We start from the raw sequence: 13,704 nt of genomic DNA, 5'->3' as shown, positions 1-13,704 counted from the left end.
GGTAGGAGAAACACCAGGTATTTTGAAAATTGACGAAAGATTATTTTAAATAAATGAGTTTTACAACAGATGTGTTTTGACAGATAAATAAAAATTTCTTTCCAGAACGGATTGAACCAATAATTACAAAAAATGCATAATTTAGGTCACAACTAAACCGCTAATTATGGATTTTAACTTTTCCGACTGGTGGGATTCACTTTCTACAATCAAACAGGTTTACTGGGGATTGGCTATTCCATTTACCCTGATCTTTCTGATCCAGACAGTGATGACATTTATCGGAGGTGAATTAGATCACGACGGCTCTGCAGATTTTGATGTAGAAACCGACGATGGCGCTGGTTTCCAGTTTTTCACCATTAAAAACTTCGTTGGGTTTTTCACACTCTTCTCCTGGACGGGTATCGCTTGCCTGGATTCTGGCATGTCTGTTAGCCAATCTATGATCTGGTCTTTTTCTGCAGGCGTGGGCATGATGGTACTAATGGCTGCTATCTTCTACTACTTCAGCAAACTATCTGACTCAGGCAATATGTCTGTGAAAAATGCGATCGGAGGTATTGGTGAAGTCTATTTACCCATAAGGGCCTCCAGAGATAATATTGGGAAGATCAGCATCAAAGTGCAAGGTTCTCTGCGGGAACTGGATGCGATCACCGACGACAAGAAAGACCTACCGACTGGAGCGGTGGTTACGGTCATAGAAATTACGCCTAATGGTACACTAATAGTCACTAAATCAAAGTAAATGTCAAGCACTTTTTTATTCATCATTGTCGCAGTAGTCATATTCGTATTTGTACTGCTGATAGGCTTGTTCAACAGGTACAAGCGTTGCCCATCGGACCGCATCCTGGTGGTTTATGGTAAGGTAGGCAAAGGATCTGACGATCTAGGCCGCTCAGCCAAATGTATTCATGGTGGAGCGGCATTCATTTGGCCAATCATTCAGGATTATGAATTTCTGGATCTGACCCCAATCTCTATAGAGGTAATGCTCACTAACGCACTCTCCAGACAAAATATCCGTGTGGATGTGCCTTCACGATTTACAGTGGGTATTTCCACCGAAGAAGGCATCATGACCAATGCGGCTGAGCGTTTACTTGGCTTGTCTCAAGAAAACATTCACGATCTGGCTAAAGACATCATCTTCGGTCAGCTTCGTTTGGTAGTGGCTACCATGGACATTGAAGAGATCAACAGCAACCGGGATAAATTCCTGGCCAACGTGGCTTCAAACGTAGAGGCTGAATTGAAAAAAATCGGTCTGAAGCTTATCAACGTGAACGTAACCGACATCAAAGACGAGTCAGGTTACATCGAAGCACTTGGTAAGGAAGCTGCCGCCAAAGCAATCAACGATGCGAGAAAAAGCGTGGCAGAAAAAGACAGAGATGGATCAGTAGGTGAAGCAAACGCCCATCAGGACCAACGGGTACAAGTAGCATCTGCAGATGCACTTGCCGTAGAAGGTGAAAACACAGCGAAGATCAAAATTGCTCAGTCAGATGCAGCAAGACGTGAAAAAGAAGCAGAAGCTCAGAAAATAGCCATTGCAGCTGAAAAAGTGCAATCCGCGAAAGCACTGGAAGAAGCCTACGCAGCAGAGCAGGAAGCTGAAAACGCCAGAGCAAGAAGAGACAAAGCAAGTCAAACGGCTGATATTGTGATCCCCGCTCAAATCGATAAGGAAAAAGTGGAGATAGCCGCAGAAGCAGAGGCTGAGCGAATCAGAAGAAAAGCACGTGGTGAGGCCGATGCAATTCTCTTTATGAAAGAGGCGGAGGCAAAAGGTATCTATGAAGTACTGACCAAACAGGCGGAAGGGTTCAAGCAAATCGTGAACGCCGCTGGTAACAACTCTAGAGATGCGGTGCTATTGATTGTCGCTGATAAACTCAACGAGCTAGTTAAACTTCAAACAGAAGCTATCAAGAATATCAAGATTGATAAGGTGACTGTATGGGACAGTGGAAACGGTGCCGGCGACAAGTCGTCTACAGCTAATTTTATATCCGGGCTATATAAATCAGTACCTCCACTACAGGAGATGTTTGGCATGGCCGGGATGGAGCTGCCTGATTACTTAAAAGGCAAATCAACAGAAGAGATACAGGAAATGGCCGAAGAGGTAAAAGCCAAGAATGAAGAAAAAGAGTCGAAACCTAAGCCTCCAAAAAAAATTGACCCACCGAAAACGGATGGTAATAAAAAATGATAAAGGGGGCTTTAAGCCCCTTTTTTATGTAAAACTTGCGACCATGGCATAGGCAATAACCGCCAGAACAACGGCAAATAACAAGCATGCCAGCACCACAAATACTTTGTGAAATGGATTGTGTGCACGTTTGAACCAGCCCAAAAAGAGCACCTCCAAAATAACGCCGAAGAGTATATCCATGATTTCAATTTAGAAAGTTAGTAGCTAAACTCACCTAACTATTACACTCTTATTGCATTTTCCTAAATAAAAAGGACATGGATTGTCCATTTCCGGCTATGACTGCCTTGAGCTGATCGTTATTCCTTTCGTAAGTAATCTCCTTAGGAAAATCGTGATTTGGGTTTTCACATTTCAAGTATCCACTCCGCAATTCGGTCACCTTGAAAAGAGTAGGTTTCGGATTTTGAGGCACCTCTGCTACATAATGAAGTTCTCCATCTATGAATGCCACTTTCAGTTTCTCAACGAAAGAAGTATCACTGCCGGTCATGGTAATCCCCGAGCCACTCAAACCAGAACTCGTCATGCTCCAAATTTCAAAGCCTTGCTTACCTGGCTTTATATCCGTTCGTTCCCATTTACCTTCCATCCAGGAGAGTTGGCTGATGGAATAGTTTGATTGGGCGGTGCACACCTGAAGCAACACCAAACCCATAATAGTCATTAATGATTTCATCTTTTTTTGAATCAAAGAAAATGTAGGCTCATCTCTTGATCTTGTAAAAAAACGACATCACTTTTTGAGAAAGAAATTTGCCATGTCTGGATGATCAAAACGATACTTCGAAGGATCTTCACCTGTAAACTCCTTGAAATTCTTAATGAAATGGCTCTGATCTGTAAACCCTGCCAGATATGCCAAACGAGCCCAACTGTAATCACCCTCCTGCACTTGCTGGAATATATAGCTCAGCCTAACTACTCTTGAATAAAATTTTGGGCTCAGACCAATTTGAGTTTTAAAAAGCCTCTCCAATTGCCTTGCCCCAATATCCAAGTGGTCGGTAATTGTCGACAGGTCTAGTAGGCCGTGTTTATCCACAATGAGCTCAGCAGCCCTTTCAGCCTTGGATTGCATGGTATTGACATCCAGGACGATTTCCTCCATTTTATGACAAAATGAGTCGAACCCATCCAAGCTAGCCTCCGGGACTTCTAGTTGTGGAAGAGCTTCCTCCACAGACAATACCTTGTCTACTAACTCGGACATATTCAGACCGAATAGGTTATAAAGAGCACAAGGCTTCATTTTCACTCCTATCATCCCTGAAACACCCGTATTTTCCAGGTAAAAATACTTGGTCAATTGTCCAGCCAACAGATTCCTTGACTGCATCTCCCAATTTCCTGCAATGTTGATTTTATAAGGATCACCATAATGAAAAATCAACTCAGGAAATCCATCTGGAATGATCTTTTGTGGAAAAACACTAGCGTCGCCTTCACTATCAACTACCCAGAAGCATTCAATGAGACTGGCGAGTTTTCTGGATGGTTCCCTTCTGCGGTAGATCATAAGTCGCTAAATATAAAGTCAAAAACAGAAGTCCATTAACTTTATAGAGTTAATCAATAAAATATATGCGCTATTACATTCTCGGCTTTTTGATCACATGCTCATCCACGGTCTTCTCTCAGAATTATGTACTTCCTCTTTGGCAAAATGACATCCCCAATGCAAAACCATCCGCTGAAGTGGAATTTGCTGATTCCAGCAATATTGTGAGAATCTCTCATGTGCAGAATCCCACCATAGAAGTGTATTTACCCTCTAAAAGAAATACCACTGGTCAGTCCGTTGTGATTTGTCCCGGAGGTGGATATAAATACCTGGCTTATGACTGGGAAGGTACTGACATAGCCAAACTACTCAATGCACAAGGCATTGCTGGGATCGTGCTAAAGTACCGTCTACCCGACAATGATAGCAATCTGGAACCTCATAAATCGCCTTTAATGGATGCTCAACAAGCGATGAAGGTGGTGCGAATGAATGCCTCCAAATGGAATCTTGACCCAGACAAAGTGGGAGTCATGGGCTTCTCAGCAGGTGGCCATTTGGCCTCAACACTAGGCACTCATTTTGATGAAGACAGCCGTCCAAATTTCATGGTATTGATTTATCCTGTGATTTCCATGCAGGAAGGAATTACCCACATGGGGTCGAGAAATAACTTGCTTGGTGAAAATCCCTCGCAAGATCTGATTGACTACTACTCCAATGAAAAGCAGGTTACAGCAAATACTCCACCTACTTTTTTGATTCATGCATCGGATGATAAGTCGGTACTGGTAGATAACAGCCTGACTTTCTACAAAGGCCTCATCAAAAATGGTGTTGCAGCCGAAATGCACATTTACCCAAATGGAGGACATGGTTTTGGACTGGGCTACGAAAAAGGGTATACCGGCTCCTGGACAGAGCGGTTATTTGATTGGCTGGAAAGCATGAGGTGAGTTAAACACTCTGAAAACTCACCGTAATAAGTGTACCGCTCCCTTCTTTGGATTCGATCTTAATTTTACCGTTTAGTTCTTTGATGATCTGGTACACAATAAACAGCCCCAGACCCACTCCCTCTCCGGGTGGCTTGGTGGTGTAAAATGGATCAAACACTTTAGAGATTTCACTTGATGGAATTCCTGCCCCAGTATCCTTGATGGTCACATACCCAACATCATCAGATGACCTAATACCCGTGATGATCTCCACACTTCCTGCTCCCTGGATAGACTGGCTAGCATTATGAATGAGGTTTAAGAATACCTGATGTAGTTTCCCTTCATTTCCCAACACAAACAATCCATCATCTACATAAGACTTTTTTACCTCCAGATCCTTCAATTCATGATTGAGAATGTTAATGCAGTTATCCAGAACCACGTGCACATTGCATGGTTCCAGGGCCTGATCATTTGTTCGGTTAAAATGGTTAAGGCTTTTGACAATATCTCGAATCCGGCTCACCCCAGTATCGATAACCCGAATCGACTCTTTACGGAGTTCTTCACGTTCTGCCGCGTCATATTCATGTGAATACTCAAAGGTGTCTTTCAATTTATAAAGCCCTCCATATATGAAGTTAAGAGGGTTGTTGATCTCATGACCCACACCAGCTGTCAGTACTCCAATAGACGCTAGCTTTTCACTTTCTATTAGTTGCGCTTGAGTCTTTTGCAACTCATCCAGTGTCGACTGAAGTTCACTATTGGCTGATAATAATTGCTTATTGGTCCGCTCAAGTGATGTAGTCCTCTCTTCTACCAGTTTTTCCAAATGCTCCTGATGAGCCAGCAGCTCGCGCTCTATTTGTTTTTGTCTGGTGATGTCCCTGATCACGGCTTGTACATAAGTGGTATTATCAAGCACCACCTGACTCAACGAGATCAAAGCATCAAATGGTTGGCCATCCAATCTGGAATGAACCCATTCAAACTGCTGCGGACTCCCCTGGTATGTGGCTTGTAGTAAGCGTTTCGCTTTGACTGCAGACTCCTGTCCATCTGGCTGGTGTTGAGGACTGAATTCCACCGGGTTTTTCCCAATCAGGTCTTCCCGATCACATCCAAAAAGCTCCAGAGACTTCACATTGCAATCCACAAACACCTGGTCCTGAAATAAGAGTATGGCGTCATTTGAGCTATGAAAAAGTGTTTCATATTTCTTCTCTCGATCTAGAATTTCTGTGCTTTGTGACTTGATCAACAGGGTGTTTTCCAAAAGCGTATTGTTGTATTCCTTACCGATATATAAGAGCCCATAAGATGAGAAGAGAATCACGGCACAATCAAATGCCCAGGCAAAGCTATCCACCGAGTAGCGTTCGGCATCAAACTCTGATAAAAACACGCCAGAGATAAAAAAGTAGCCCATGATGGCATAGATGACGAGAAGTATGAAGAGCGAGTAGACGGCTTTTCTAAATGGGAAGATGAAGGATATGAATACCGGAATGACTGCCAGTAGAATTTTGGCTGATGCCAAGTAGCCACCACTGTAGATGCTAAAGAAGATATCTACCCCAAGAGTGGTGAGGATAACCAGAATCTTGGACCTGGCACTCAGTTTCTTTCTGATTACGGTAACCAGGGTAAATATCAGGAGTACTGTGGCGTGAACGTATGAATTCAATCTAAAGGCTCCCTGTTCTGTTCGAGCAAATGATAGCAAAACAACCAAAGACCCCAGTAGACATATAAGTACCAGAATTTGATTAACAATCTTGTTCTGGATTTCCTCCAGAGCCTTATCATCTGTATACAGTCGTTCCATTGAAGCTGAAAAAAATTGGGATAGACAAACTAGCGATTCCTCCCTTCCAGACCAAGGTTGGAAATGGTTTTTCGATTAATCGAGTCTTTTGTGGAAGGTCGGATCTTATACCTTCTTTACGCTACTCGCCATCTAGTCCTGACTCGCCGAGCGGAACAAGCTCAGGATGACAGAAGGCTCAAAGAAAAATTCGCTAACTTTCACATACCGCTATGAAGCCAGGTTATGTCTACATCATGTCAAATAAGAACAGAACAGTTCTATACATAGGAATGACGAATAACCTTGCCGCCAGAGTACTCGAGCACCGAGCCAATGAAACTCACTTCACTTCCAAATACAAGTGCTATGATCTGATTTATTGGGAATACTTTCAACGAATCCCCGATGCGATAGATAGAGAAAAGCAACTTAAAAATTGGCACCGTGAATGGAAATGGAATTTGATCAAGGAAATGAATCCTGAGCTGAAGGATCTATTCGATGAGATTAATGATGAATACTAAACAGAGTTCTTTTTGACTTTCGTCATCCTGAAGAATTTCAGGATCTGAAAGTCAATTTCCTGACCATTTATAAAGACCTAGATCTTCCAGGCGGACCAAGGCTCAGGGTGGCCTCTCTTTTGACATTTCGTAAAGCATCTTTCAGATACCGAAACAAGTTCGGCATGACAGAAAGATGCGAAAACCATCACCAATCTGTGACGTCATCCCGAACTAGTTTCGGGATCTTCGTAACACTTACCCTACTCGCCTTCCATGGTGTCATGCTGAACCTGTATGCCGACAGGCAGGTTTATTTCAGCATCTTCTTCGACATTTATCCTGCTCGCCTTCTAGATCCTGATATGCATCAGGATGACAGAAGGCTCAAAGAAAAATTCACTAACTTTCACACACCGCTATTTTGAATAACAATGGACAATCCACTTTCATCAATCTGGAACAACATCGCTCACAAATCCAAAAACCCTTTTCTTGGCACATTCGCTCTTGTCTGGTTTGCTCGAAACTGGGAAGCAATCTATGCTGTGTTTGCATTCGAGGAGAATAGAACTATCGAATCTAAGGTAGAGTACATCAGTGACCATCTAAGATACAATGACTTCTGGCAAATCTTAGGCGAGCTTGGACTGAATGTCCTCTGGTCAGTTGGCCTACTTTTTATCACATATATTCTCATCAATGCTACTCGATACATTACCAACATCTTTGAAAACAGGGTTACCCCAAGAGTGAATGAACTCAGCGCCCCAAAAAGAATAGTATCTAGTGAAATGTATCAGGAGGAACTCAAAAAAGTAACTGAATTAGAAAAAAGGTTAGAACAGGAAAGAGATGAAAAGCTGAAAGCTAGAAGTGAAGTAGAATCTCTTGAAAGCAAAGTGCAAGAATTAATTTCTACTTCAATCATTGGCAATTCTGGTTTAGGTTCAAATTCGCAAGAAAGCACGTCTACTCAATCAACAAAAAAAGAATTGGAAGAATTGTCCAAGCAATTAGAATCGAAACTTGATTTGATATATAAGAATTTTGGAAATGAAGATATCGATTATGTTTTAAGTCGAAGTTTGAATGGATCTTCTATAAATGTTGATGATTACAATGACGAAATAGCCGAACTAATTAAAGGAGGTTTTATTGAGCTAAAAGAATCGCAATCAAGCTCATACAACATATATAAACCAACGAAATCTGGTCTGTTCTTTCTGCAGACAAGCTGGAATATGGCATAAAAAAACCCTTCTTTACAATTAGACTAATTCTTAACCTACCATTCAATCCAACTGAGTAAGTCCTTCAACTCAGAATCGGTCAAAGAAACCTTATCAAGGCTTTGTAACCTCCCCATTATTAGGACTGGGATCAAATAGACTAATTCTCTAAATATTTACAAAATTCATTCTGGTAGTTTTCATTCTTAGTTTGGTATTTCAGATACTGAACGGGAGATAGTTTGCTCAGGGAATCATGCCCTCTGACTAGGTTATAGTCTTCAGCAAATTCACTGGTCTTCTTCCTTACCGATTCAAGTGAATCAAATAAATAAGCATCCAGTATATCTCTTCTGTAAGTTCCATTAAACCTTTCTATATAGCTGTTCTGCATCGGTTTTCCAGGCTGGATATAAGCTAATTCAATATGCTTTTCCTGACACCAATTCTTCAGTGTGTTGGAAATGAACTCAGGGCCATTATCTGTTCGGATTCGTTGTGGTTTACCTCTCCAGAAAATAGTCTTTTCAAGGACTCTAATGATCCTTTCAGCAGGTAAAGAAGTATCGATTTCAATGGCCAGTATTTCACGGTTAAAATCATCAATGAGATTAAAAGCTCTAAACTTCCGTCCAGTAATCAAGCTATCGGAAACGAAATCTGCTGACCATGTATGGTTAGGTGATGCAGGAACTTCCAATGGTTGCTTAACTCTCGCTGGAAGCCTTCTTTTACGCTTTCGCTTCAAGTTCATTCCGATCGATTTATAGACTCGATATACACGTTTGTGATTCCAGGGGTGACCTTGTTTCCTAAGCCTGTCGAACAGCTGCCAAAACCCTTCTGTAGGGTGTTTGTCAGCTAATCGATTAAGGACATCAATCACCTCATGATCATCCTTTCTGCTCTGATAATAATACATTGATTTGGATAGGCTCAGTATCCTACAAGCCCTGCCAACACCAACAGTAAAACGTTCTCTGATGATGTCAGCCTTCTCCCTTTTAATGCAGGGCTTTAGATCTTTCCCGACAGTACGTCTTTCAGTATTTGATGGTCCAAACTTAAGTCGGCAAACATCTGTTTCAAGCGTCTGTTTTCCTCTTCCAACTCCTTGAGTTTCTTTAACTCATTGGCTTCCATACCTCCGTATTTCTTTTTCCAGTTATAGAGGGTAGACTTATGGATGCCATATTCACGGCAGATGCTCTCTTGATCTCTGCCTGATTCATGTTCCTTGAGCGCTTTGACTATCTGCGCCTCTGATATTCTTCGCTTTTTCATCTTGACTGTTTAAATGTACAATTTTTGTCGCCTTTCAAACAGTCCTATTTTTAGGGAAGCTTACAGCTTATCATAAATACTAAGTAGGTAAATAGCCTGATAATCAATCACCAAATGAGTGATTACTCGACATCCTCCAGATTTGCCCTTTCCTTTTGATTAAATGGCCATTCTTATTTTGTAGCAGTTTTTACCGAGAAGAGTCCCTTGATGAGGCCTTTCTTGCAAAGCCCTTAGAGGCAAAGTCCTCTTTGATTGATGGGTACTTCTTCGCTAGCTTTTTGATTTGTTTATCAAACGGGGGGATCGTTAAAACCTTAAAGCTCATCTAGTAACTCTTGGGCAGACTTAAGTTTAAGCTTACCTTTCTTAGCTTCGTTCAGATTAGAAACTGCTTCTTTAATTTCAGAAATGAGTTCTGCTTTCTCAGGAGTAATCGTTTCCGTTTTCACATATTTCAGATTTCCTAGAAGCTCCATTACAAAATCAAATTTGTCGTCTTTGATATCCAGTAGCACTTTCATAATAGGTAAATATACGATTGTTTACTCAATTGGATAAAAAACAAAAAACCCTGACGCTACGGTCAGGGTCTTAATCTATCTCTGTAGGGTGACTACAAGAACGCTGCTAAAACGCACTAACGTTTTCAATTAGCACAGATCATTAACAGGGGCCCGGATTACTCCTAAAAAAGGCCGGAAATAGAAAACAGCTAAAAACAGACTGTTTTCCTGTCCCGATAGGGACTTATTTCTTCTCTTCGTCTACCTCTTCAAACTCTACGTCTGAAACATCTGAGTCAGCATCACCAGAAGCATTCGCTCCACCATCAGCATCGGTGCTCTGCGCTTGCTCAGCTCCACCAGCCGCTTGCTGCGCTGCGTAGATTTCCTGAGAAGCAGCTTCCCATGCTTTGTTCATGCCTTCCATAGCCGCATCGATAGCTGCTAAGTCCTGAGAGCCGTGTGCTTCTTTCAACTTGGCTAATGCACCTTCGATAGCTGATTTGTTGCCATCAGAAAGCTTATCACCAAATTCTTTCAGCTGCTTCTCTGTTTGGAAGATCAATGAATCTGCCTGGTTGATTTTCTCCACTTTTTCTTTCGCCTGCTTATCAGACTCAGCGTTGGCTTGAGCTTCTTGCTTCATTTTCTCGATTTCTGCATCAGTCAATCCTGAAGAAGCCTCGATTCTGATTTTCTGCTCTTTGTTTGTGCCTTTATCTTTAGCAGACACGTGGATGATACCATTCGCATCCAGGTCAAATGTTACTTCGATCTGAGGAACTCCTCTTGGTGCAGGTGGAATTCCATCCAGGTGGAATCTACCGATCGACCTGTTGTCTTTCGCCATCGGACGCTCACCTTGAAGTACGTGGATCTCTACAGACGGCTGATTATCAGCAGCAGTTGAGAAGGTCTCAGACTTCTTGGTAGGAATGGTCGTATTTGACTCAATCAATTTAGTCATCACACCACCCATGGTCTCGATACCAAGTGAAAGTGGGGTCACATCAAGAAGCAACACATCTTTTACCTCTCCAGTCAACACACCACCCTGTATCGCAGCACCGATTGCTACCACTTCATCCGGGTTTACACCTTTAGAAGGCTTCTTACCGAAGAATTTCTCTACTTCTTCCTGAATCTTTGGAATACGAGTAGAACCTCCAACTAGAATTACTTCATCGATTTCAGAAGCAGAAAGGCCAGCATCCTGAAGCGCTTTCTTACATGGCTCCATAGATCTTCTCACCAAATCTTCGCTCAGCTGCTCGAATTTGCTTCTGGAAAGTGATCTTACCAAGTGCTTTGGCACTCCATCCACTGGCATGATGTATGGCAAGTTGATTTCTGTAGAAGATGATGATGAAAGCTCAATTTTCGCTTTTTCAGCAGCTTCTTTCAAACGCTGAAGCGCCATTGGATCTTTTCTCAGATCCAGACCTTCGTCGTTTTTAAACTCATCTGCCAGCCAGTTGATGATCACAGAGTCAAAGTCATCACCACCCAGGTGCACGTCACCGTTAGTAGATTTTACTTCGAATACGCCATCACCTAGCTCAAGGATTGAAATATCGAATGTACCACCACCAAGGTCATACACAGCGATTTTCATGTCTGCATTTTTCTTGTCCAGACCGTAAGCCAAAGCCGCAGCAGTAGGCTCGTTGATGATTCTTTTTACCTCAAGACCAGCAATCTGTCCGGCTTCTTTGGTAGCCTGACGCTCCGCATCGTTGAAATATGCTGGAACGGTGATTACCGCTTCGGTTACTTCTTGTCCAAGGAAATCTTCAGCTGTTGACTTCATTTTCTGAAGGATCATTGCTGAAAGCTCCTGTGGAGTATAATTTCTATCTCCTATTTTTACTCTTACCACATCATTAGAGCCAGACTCTAGCGCGTAAGAGACATTTTTTCTTTCTTCTGCTACCTCACCAAACTTCTTACCCATGAATCTCTTCACTGAGCTGATCGTGTTTTGAGGGTTTGTGATCGCTTGACGTTTTGCTGGATCACCTACTTTTCGCTCTCCGTTACCATTGTCCAAAAACGCTACGATAGATGGGGTTGTCCTGCGTCCTTCACTGTTTTGAATAACTACAGGTTCGTTCCCTTCCATTACCGCCACGCAGGAGTTGGTAGTACCTAAGTCTATACCTATTATTTTTCCCATTGTGTGTTTATTTATTTTAGATTCTTTGAAATTTCTTGCCTTCGAATCTCTATTAATCAATGGTTGTGCCAATACGCCTGAGTGAGTGTTATGTCAGGGGAATTGTGACAGATTGTCAGAAATCCTTTTCATCCTTTTACAGAATGTCCGGTTTAGTATCCCAATAAGCCCAATATTGTCAGGAGTTGACATTAATCAATTTTTGAAGCGCATTCCATCATTCCAAAACAAATTATTTCTTGCTTACTTCTGTTAGTATTTAGAATACGTACACTAAAATCAACAATTATGGAAAATGTCATTGAAAATTGGCTGAACTTATCCATCATGTTGGGTTGGTTCTTTTTAGGATATTCAGCGTTGATTTTGATTGGTTACCATTACCAATTACAGACGCTGAAGCGACGCACCGAGCAATACAAGTTTGCTTCTGAAAAAGAAATCAAATTCTACGAGAAGGCTGCCAGAATGTTGGGGTTTGCCGTTGGCTTTATCGCTCTTGGGCTTATAGGTAAAGCACTCGGAACCAGCATTGAAACGTATGAGTACTTCTTTGTAGTCTTCATATCTGCTATCATAGGTATGGCTGTGGGGTATGCTATCAAAGTATATCTGGACTACTACTACCCGTTTACCCTGGAAAAACGCCTAAACAAAATACGCTTTAAACCAAGACACTCTGTCTCAGGTAGAGAGATGAAATTACTCAATGAAAACGAAGAAGATATCCACCTAACGGCTGAAATGATCGAAGAGGAAAATGAGTTCAGTGCAGATTATGATGTTTGGATAGACGAACTCACCGGAGAGAAGATCATTGAGAAATACGATACACACTTTCACACGCTGATCTGTGAGGAGTGTAATTTCAGAACACTCGTAGAAAAAGACGAGGAGGTAGTACAAGCACCTACCGCCCAAAACGAAGGTGTCTTGAAAAAACACTACAGTTGTTCCTACTGTGGTCATCATCAGACCATAGAAGCTAAGCTTCCTAACCTGGAAAGATCCAAAGAGCTAAAGCAAGAGCTGAAGGAAGAACAAAGTGTGTGATATCTAGGCCAGATCGTCAACATCATTCACCTGTAGGCCTTAGGGGTTGGTTTTTACCGGCCCCTAATTTTTTATCTGACATTTATCATACACAGAACTGACAGTCGTCATTACGATCATCATAGAAATAGTGGTACTTAGCTATGTCATATTCATCCACAGATGACATAATGATAGATAGTTTCAAAGTGAGCAATTGAGCTCCGATACTTCGGCGCTCATCAACCAAAGGATTAGCCCGGTCTAAACGAAGATCGGGCTTTTCTCTTTTCAGTCTTCCTGATCATCTCTTCTTTTTCGAATGCTCCGCACCACCAATAACAGCACGAAAACAATCAATATTACAAAGGGTGCATACGTGTGAAACTCATCCAGCAGATGGGGATTGTCGTCTGCATCAATGATGAAGTAGATTGCTGCTCCCAGAAGCAAATAAAAAACGGCTCGGGTTGATTTGTTCATCAC

At 42.0% G+C, this 13,704-nt stretch carries 15 protein-coding genes; 7 read left to right on the top strand and 8 right to left on the bottom strand.

The window, feature by feature from the left end; translation table 11 throughout:
• Positions 1-166: 166 nt before the first annotated feature.
• Together ACO067_RS14850 and ACO067_RS14845 are read left to right on the top strand one after the other, a co-directional pair.
• The gene (locus tag ACO067_RS14850; RefSeq protein WP_421875320.1) at positions 167-751 is read left to right on the top strand and encodes a hypothetical protein; all 585 of its coding nucleotides are present in this window, start codon (positions 167-169) and stop codon (positions 749-751) included.
• On the top strand, positions 752-2,224 hold the full coding sequence (locus tag ACO067_RS14845) for a flotillin family protein (RefSeq protein WP_421875318.1): 1,473 nt from the start codon (positions 752-754) through the stop codon (positions 2,222-2,224).
• Between the two features lie 24 nt (positions 2,225-2,248).
• On the opposite strand, the gene ACO067_RS14840 is transcribed toward ACO067_RS14845, so the two are convergent.
• Genes ACO067_RS14840 through ACO067_RS14830 form a run of 3 tightly spaced genes read right to left on the bottom strand, consistent with a single transcriptional unit; the run spans position 2,249 to position 3,746 of the window.
• Positions 2,249-2,407, bottom strand: a complete 159-nt coding sequence (locus tag ACO067_RS14840) for a hypothetical protein (RefSeq protein ID WP_421875316.1) — start codon at positions 2,405-2,407, stop codon at positions 2,249-2,251.
• 49 nt (positions 2,408-2,456) lie between these two features.
• Complete coding sequence (locus ACO067_RS14835; RefSeq protein ID WP_421875314.1) at positions 2,457-2,906, bottom strand: DUF6265 family protein; 450 nt, start codon at positions 2,904-2,906, stop codon at positions 2,457-2,459.
• Between the two features lie 57 nt (positions 2,907-2,963).
• On the bottom strand, positions 2,964-3,746 hold the full coding sequence (locus ACO067_RS14830; protein WP_421875312.1) for a DUF6597 domain-containing transcriptional factor: 783 nt from the start codon (positions 3,744-3,746) through the stop codon (positions 2,964-2,966).
• A gap of 65 nt (positions 3,747-3,811) precedes the next feature.
• Here ACO067_RS14830 and ACO067_RS14825 point away from each other — a divergent pair, with 65 nt between their 5' ends.
• Positions 3,812-4,687, top strand: a complete 876-nt coding sequence (locus ACO067_RS14825) for an alpha/beta hydrolase (protein ID WP_421875310.1) — start codon at positions 3,812-3,814, stop codon at positions 4,685-4,687.
• 1 nt (position 4,688) lies between these two features.
• Here the strand turns inward: ACO067_RS14825 and ACO067_RS14820 are convergent, their stop codons facing one another.
• Positions 4,689-6,503, bottom strand: coding sequence for a PAS domain-containing sensor histidine kinase (locus ACO067_RS14820; protein ID WP_421875308.1), 1,815 nt, complete (start codon positions 6,501-6,503; stop codon positions 4,689-4,691).
• 212 nt (positions 6,504-6,715) lie between these two features.
• Here ACO067_RS14820 and ACO067_RS14815 point away from each other — a divergent pair, with 212 nt between their 5' ends.
• The 3 genes from ACO067_RS14815 to ACO067_RS14805 all read left to right on the top strand — a co-directional run bounded on the left by ACO067_RS14815 (position 6,716) and on the right by ACO067_RS14805 (position 8,241).
• Positions 6,716-7,009, top strand: coding sequence for a GIY-YIG nuclease family protein (locus ACO067_RS14815; protein ID WP_421875306.1), 294 nt, complete (start codon positions 6,716-6,718; stop codon positions 7,007-7,009).
• A 164-nt stretch (positions 7,010-7,173) separates the two neighbouring features.
• A complete protein-coding gene (locus ACO067_RS14810; protein WP_421875304.1) occupies positions 7,174-7,416 on the top strand; it encodes a hypothetical protein in 243 nt (80 codons plus the stop codon).
• Positions 7,417-7,422: 6 nt separating this feature from the next.
• On the top strand, positions 7,423-8,241 hold the full coding sequence (locus ACO067_RS14805; protein WP_421875302.1) for a hypothetical protein: 819 nt from the start codon (positions 7,423-7,425) through the stop codon (positions 8,239-8,241).
• 139 nt (positions 8,242-8,380) lie between these two features.
• On the opposite strand, the gene ACO067_RS14800 is transcribed toward ACO067_RS14805, so the two are convergent.
• The 3 genes from ACO067_RS14800 to dnaK form a co-directional block, all read right to left on the bottom strand.
• A protein-coding gene (locus ACO067_RS14800; RefSeq protein WP_421869815.1) for an IS3 family transposase occupies positions 8,381-9,504 on the bottom strand; the annotation gives its coding sequence in 2 pieces (ribosomal slippage) (positions 8,381-9,249 and positions 9,249-9,504; 1,125 coding nt in all).
• A gap of 317 nt (positions 9,505-9,821) precedes the next feature.
• Positions 9,822-10,028, bottom strand: coding sequence for a hypothetical protein (locus tag ACO067_RS14795; RefSeq protein ID WP_421875300.1), 207 nt, complete (start codon positions 10,026-10,028; stop codon positions 9,822-9,824).
• Between the two features lie 226 nt (positions 10,029-10,254).
• Complete coding sequence (gene dnaK / locus ACO067_RS14790) at positions 10,255-12,186, bottom strand: molecular chaperone DnaK (protein WP_421875298.1); 1,932 nt, start codon at positions 12,184-12,186, stop codon at positions 10,255-10,257.
• Positions 12,187-12,474: 288 nt separating this feature from the next.
• On the opposite strand from dnaK, the gene ACO067_RS14785 reads away from it, so the two are divergent.
• Positions 12,475-13,239, top strand: coding sequence for a hypothetical protein (locus ACO067_RS14785; protein WP_421875296.1), 765 nt, complete (start codon positions 12,475-12,477; stop codon positions 13,237-13,239).
• Positions 13,240-13,509: 270 nt separating this feature from the next.
• Here ACO067_RS14785 and ACO067_RS14780 read toward each other — a convergent pair whose 3' ends face one another.
• A complete protein-coding gene (locus tag ACO067_RS14780; RefSeq protein ID WP_421875294.1) occupies positions 13,510-13,701 on the bottom strand; it encodes a hypothetical protein in 192 nt (63 codons plus the stop codon).
• Positions 13,702-13,704 lie beyond the last annotated feature (3 nt).

The organism is Marinoscillum sp. (assembly GCF_965229915.1).
Taxonomy (GTDB): Bacteria; Bacteroidota; Bacteroidia; order Cytophagales; family Cyclobacteriaceae; genus Marinoscillum.
This window is presented reverse-complemented; position numbering and strand designations above follow the sequence as displayed.

Coding starts and splice junctions, on each gene's coding strand:
- ACO067_RS14850 (WP_421875320.1), top strand. CDS start 167: ATGGATTTTAACTTTTCCGACTGGTGGGATTCACTTTCTACAATCAAA.
- ACO067_RS14845 (WP_421875318.1), top strand. CDS start 752: ATGTCAAGCACTTTTTTATTCATCATTGTCGCAGTAGTCATATTCGTA.
- ACO067_RS14840 (WP_421875316.1), bottom strand. CDS start 2,407: ATGGATATACTCTTCGGCGTTATTTTGGAGGTGCTCTTTTTGGGCTGG.
- ACO067_RS14835 (WP_421875314.1), bottom strand. CDS start 2,906: ATGAAATCATTAATGACTATTATGGGTTTGGTGTTGCTTCAGGTGTGC.
- ACO067_RS14830 (WP_421875312.1), bottom strand. CDS start 3,746: ATGATCTACCGCAGAAGGGAACCATCCAGAAAACTCGCCAGTCTCATT.
- ACO067_RS14825 (WP_421875310.1), top strand. CDS start 3,812: ATGCGCTATTACATTCTCGGCTTTTTGATCACATGCTCATCCACGGTC.
- ACO067_RS14820 (WP_421875308.1), bottom strand. CDS start 6,503: ATGGAACGACTGTATACAGATGATAAGGCTCTGGAGGAAATCCAGAAC.
- ACO067_RS14815 (WP_421875306.1), top strand. CDS start 6,716: ATGAAGCCAGGTTATGTCTACATCATGTCAAATAAGAACAGAACAGTT.
- ACO067_RS14810 (WP_421875304.1), top strand. CDS start 7,174: ATGACAGAAAGATGCGAAAACCATCACCAATCTGTGACGTCATCCCGA.
- ACO067_RS14805 (WP_421875302.1), top strand. CDS start 7,423: ATGGACAATCCACTTTCATCAATCTGGAACAACATCGCTCACAAATCC.
- ACO067_RS14795 (WP_421875300.1), bottom strand. CDS start 10,028: ATGAAAGTGCTACTGGATATCAAAGACGACAAATTTGATTTTGTAATG.
- dnaK (WP_421875298.1), bottom strand. CDS start 12,186: ATGGGAAAAATAATAGGTATAGACTTAGGTACTACCAACTCCTGCGTG.
- ACO067_RS14785 (WP_421875296.1), top strand. CDS start 12,475: ATGGAAAATGTCATTGAAAATTGGCTGAACTTATCCATCATGTTGGGT.
- ACO067_RS14780 (WP_421875294.1), bottom strand. CDS start 13,701: ATGAACAAATCAACCCGAGCCGTTTTTTATTTGCTTCTGGGAGCAGCA.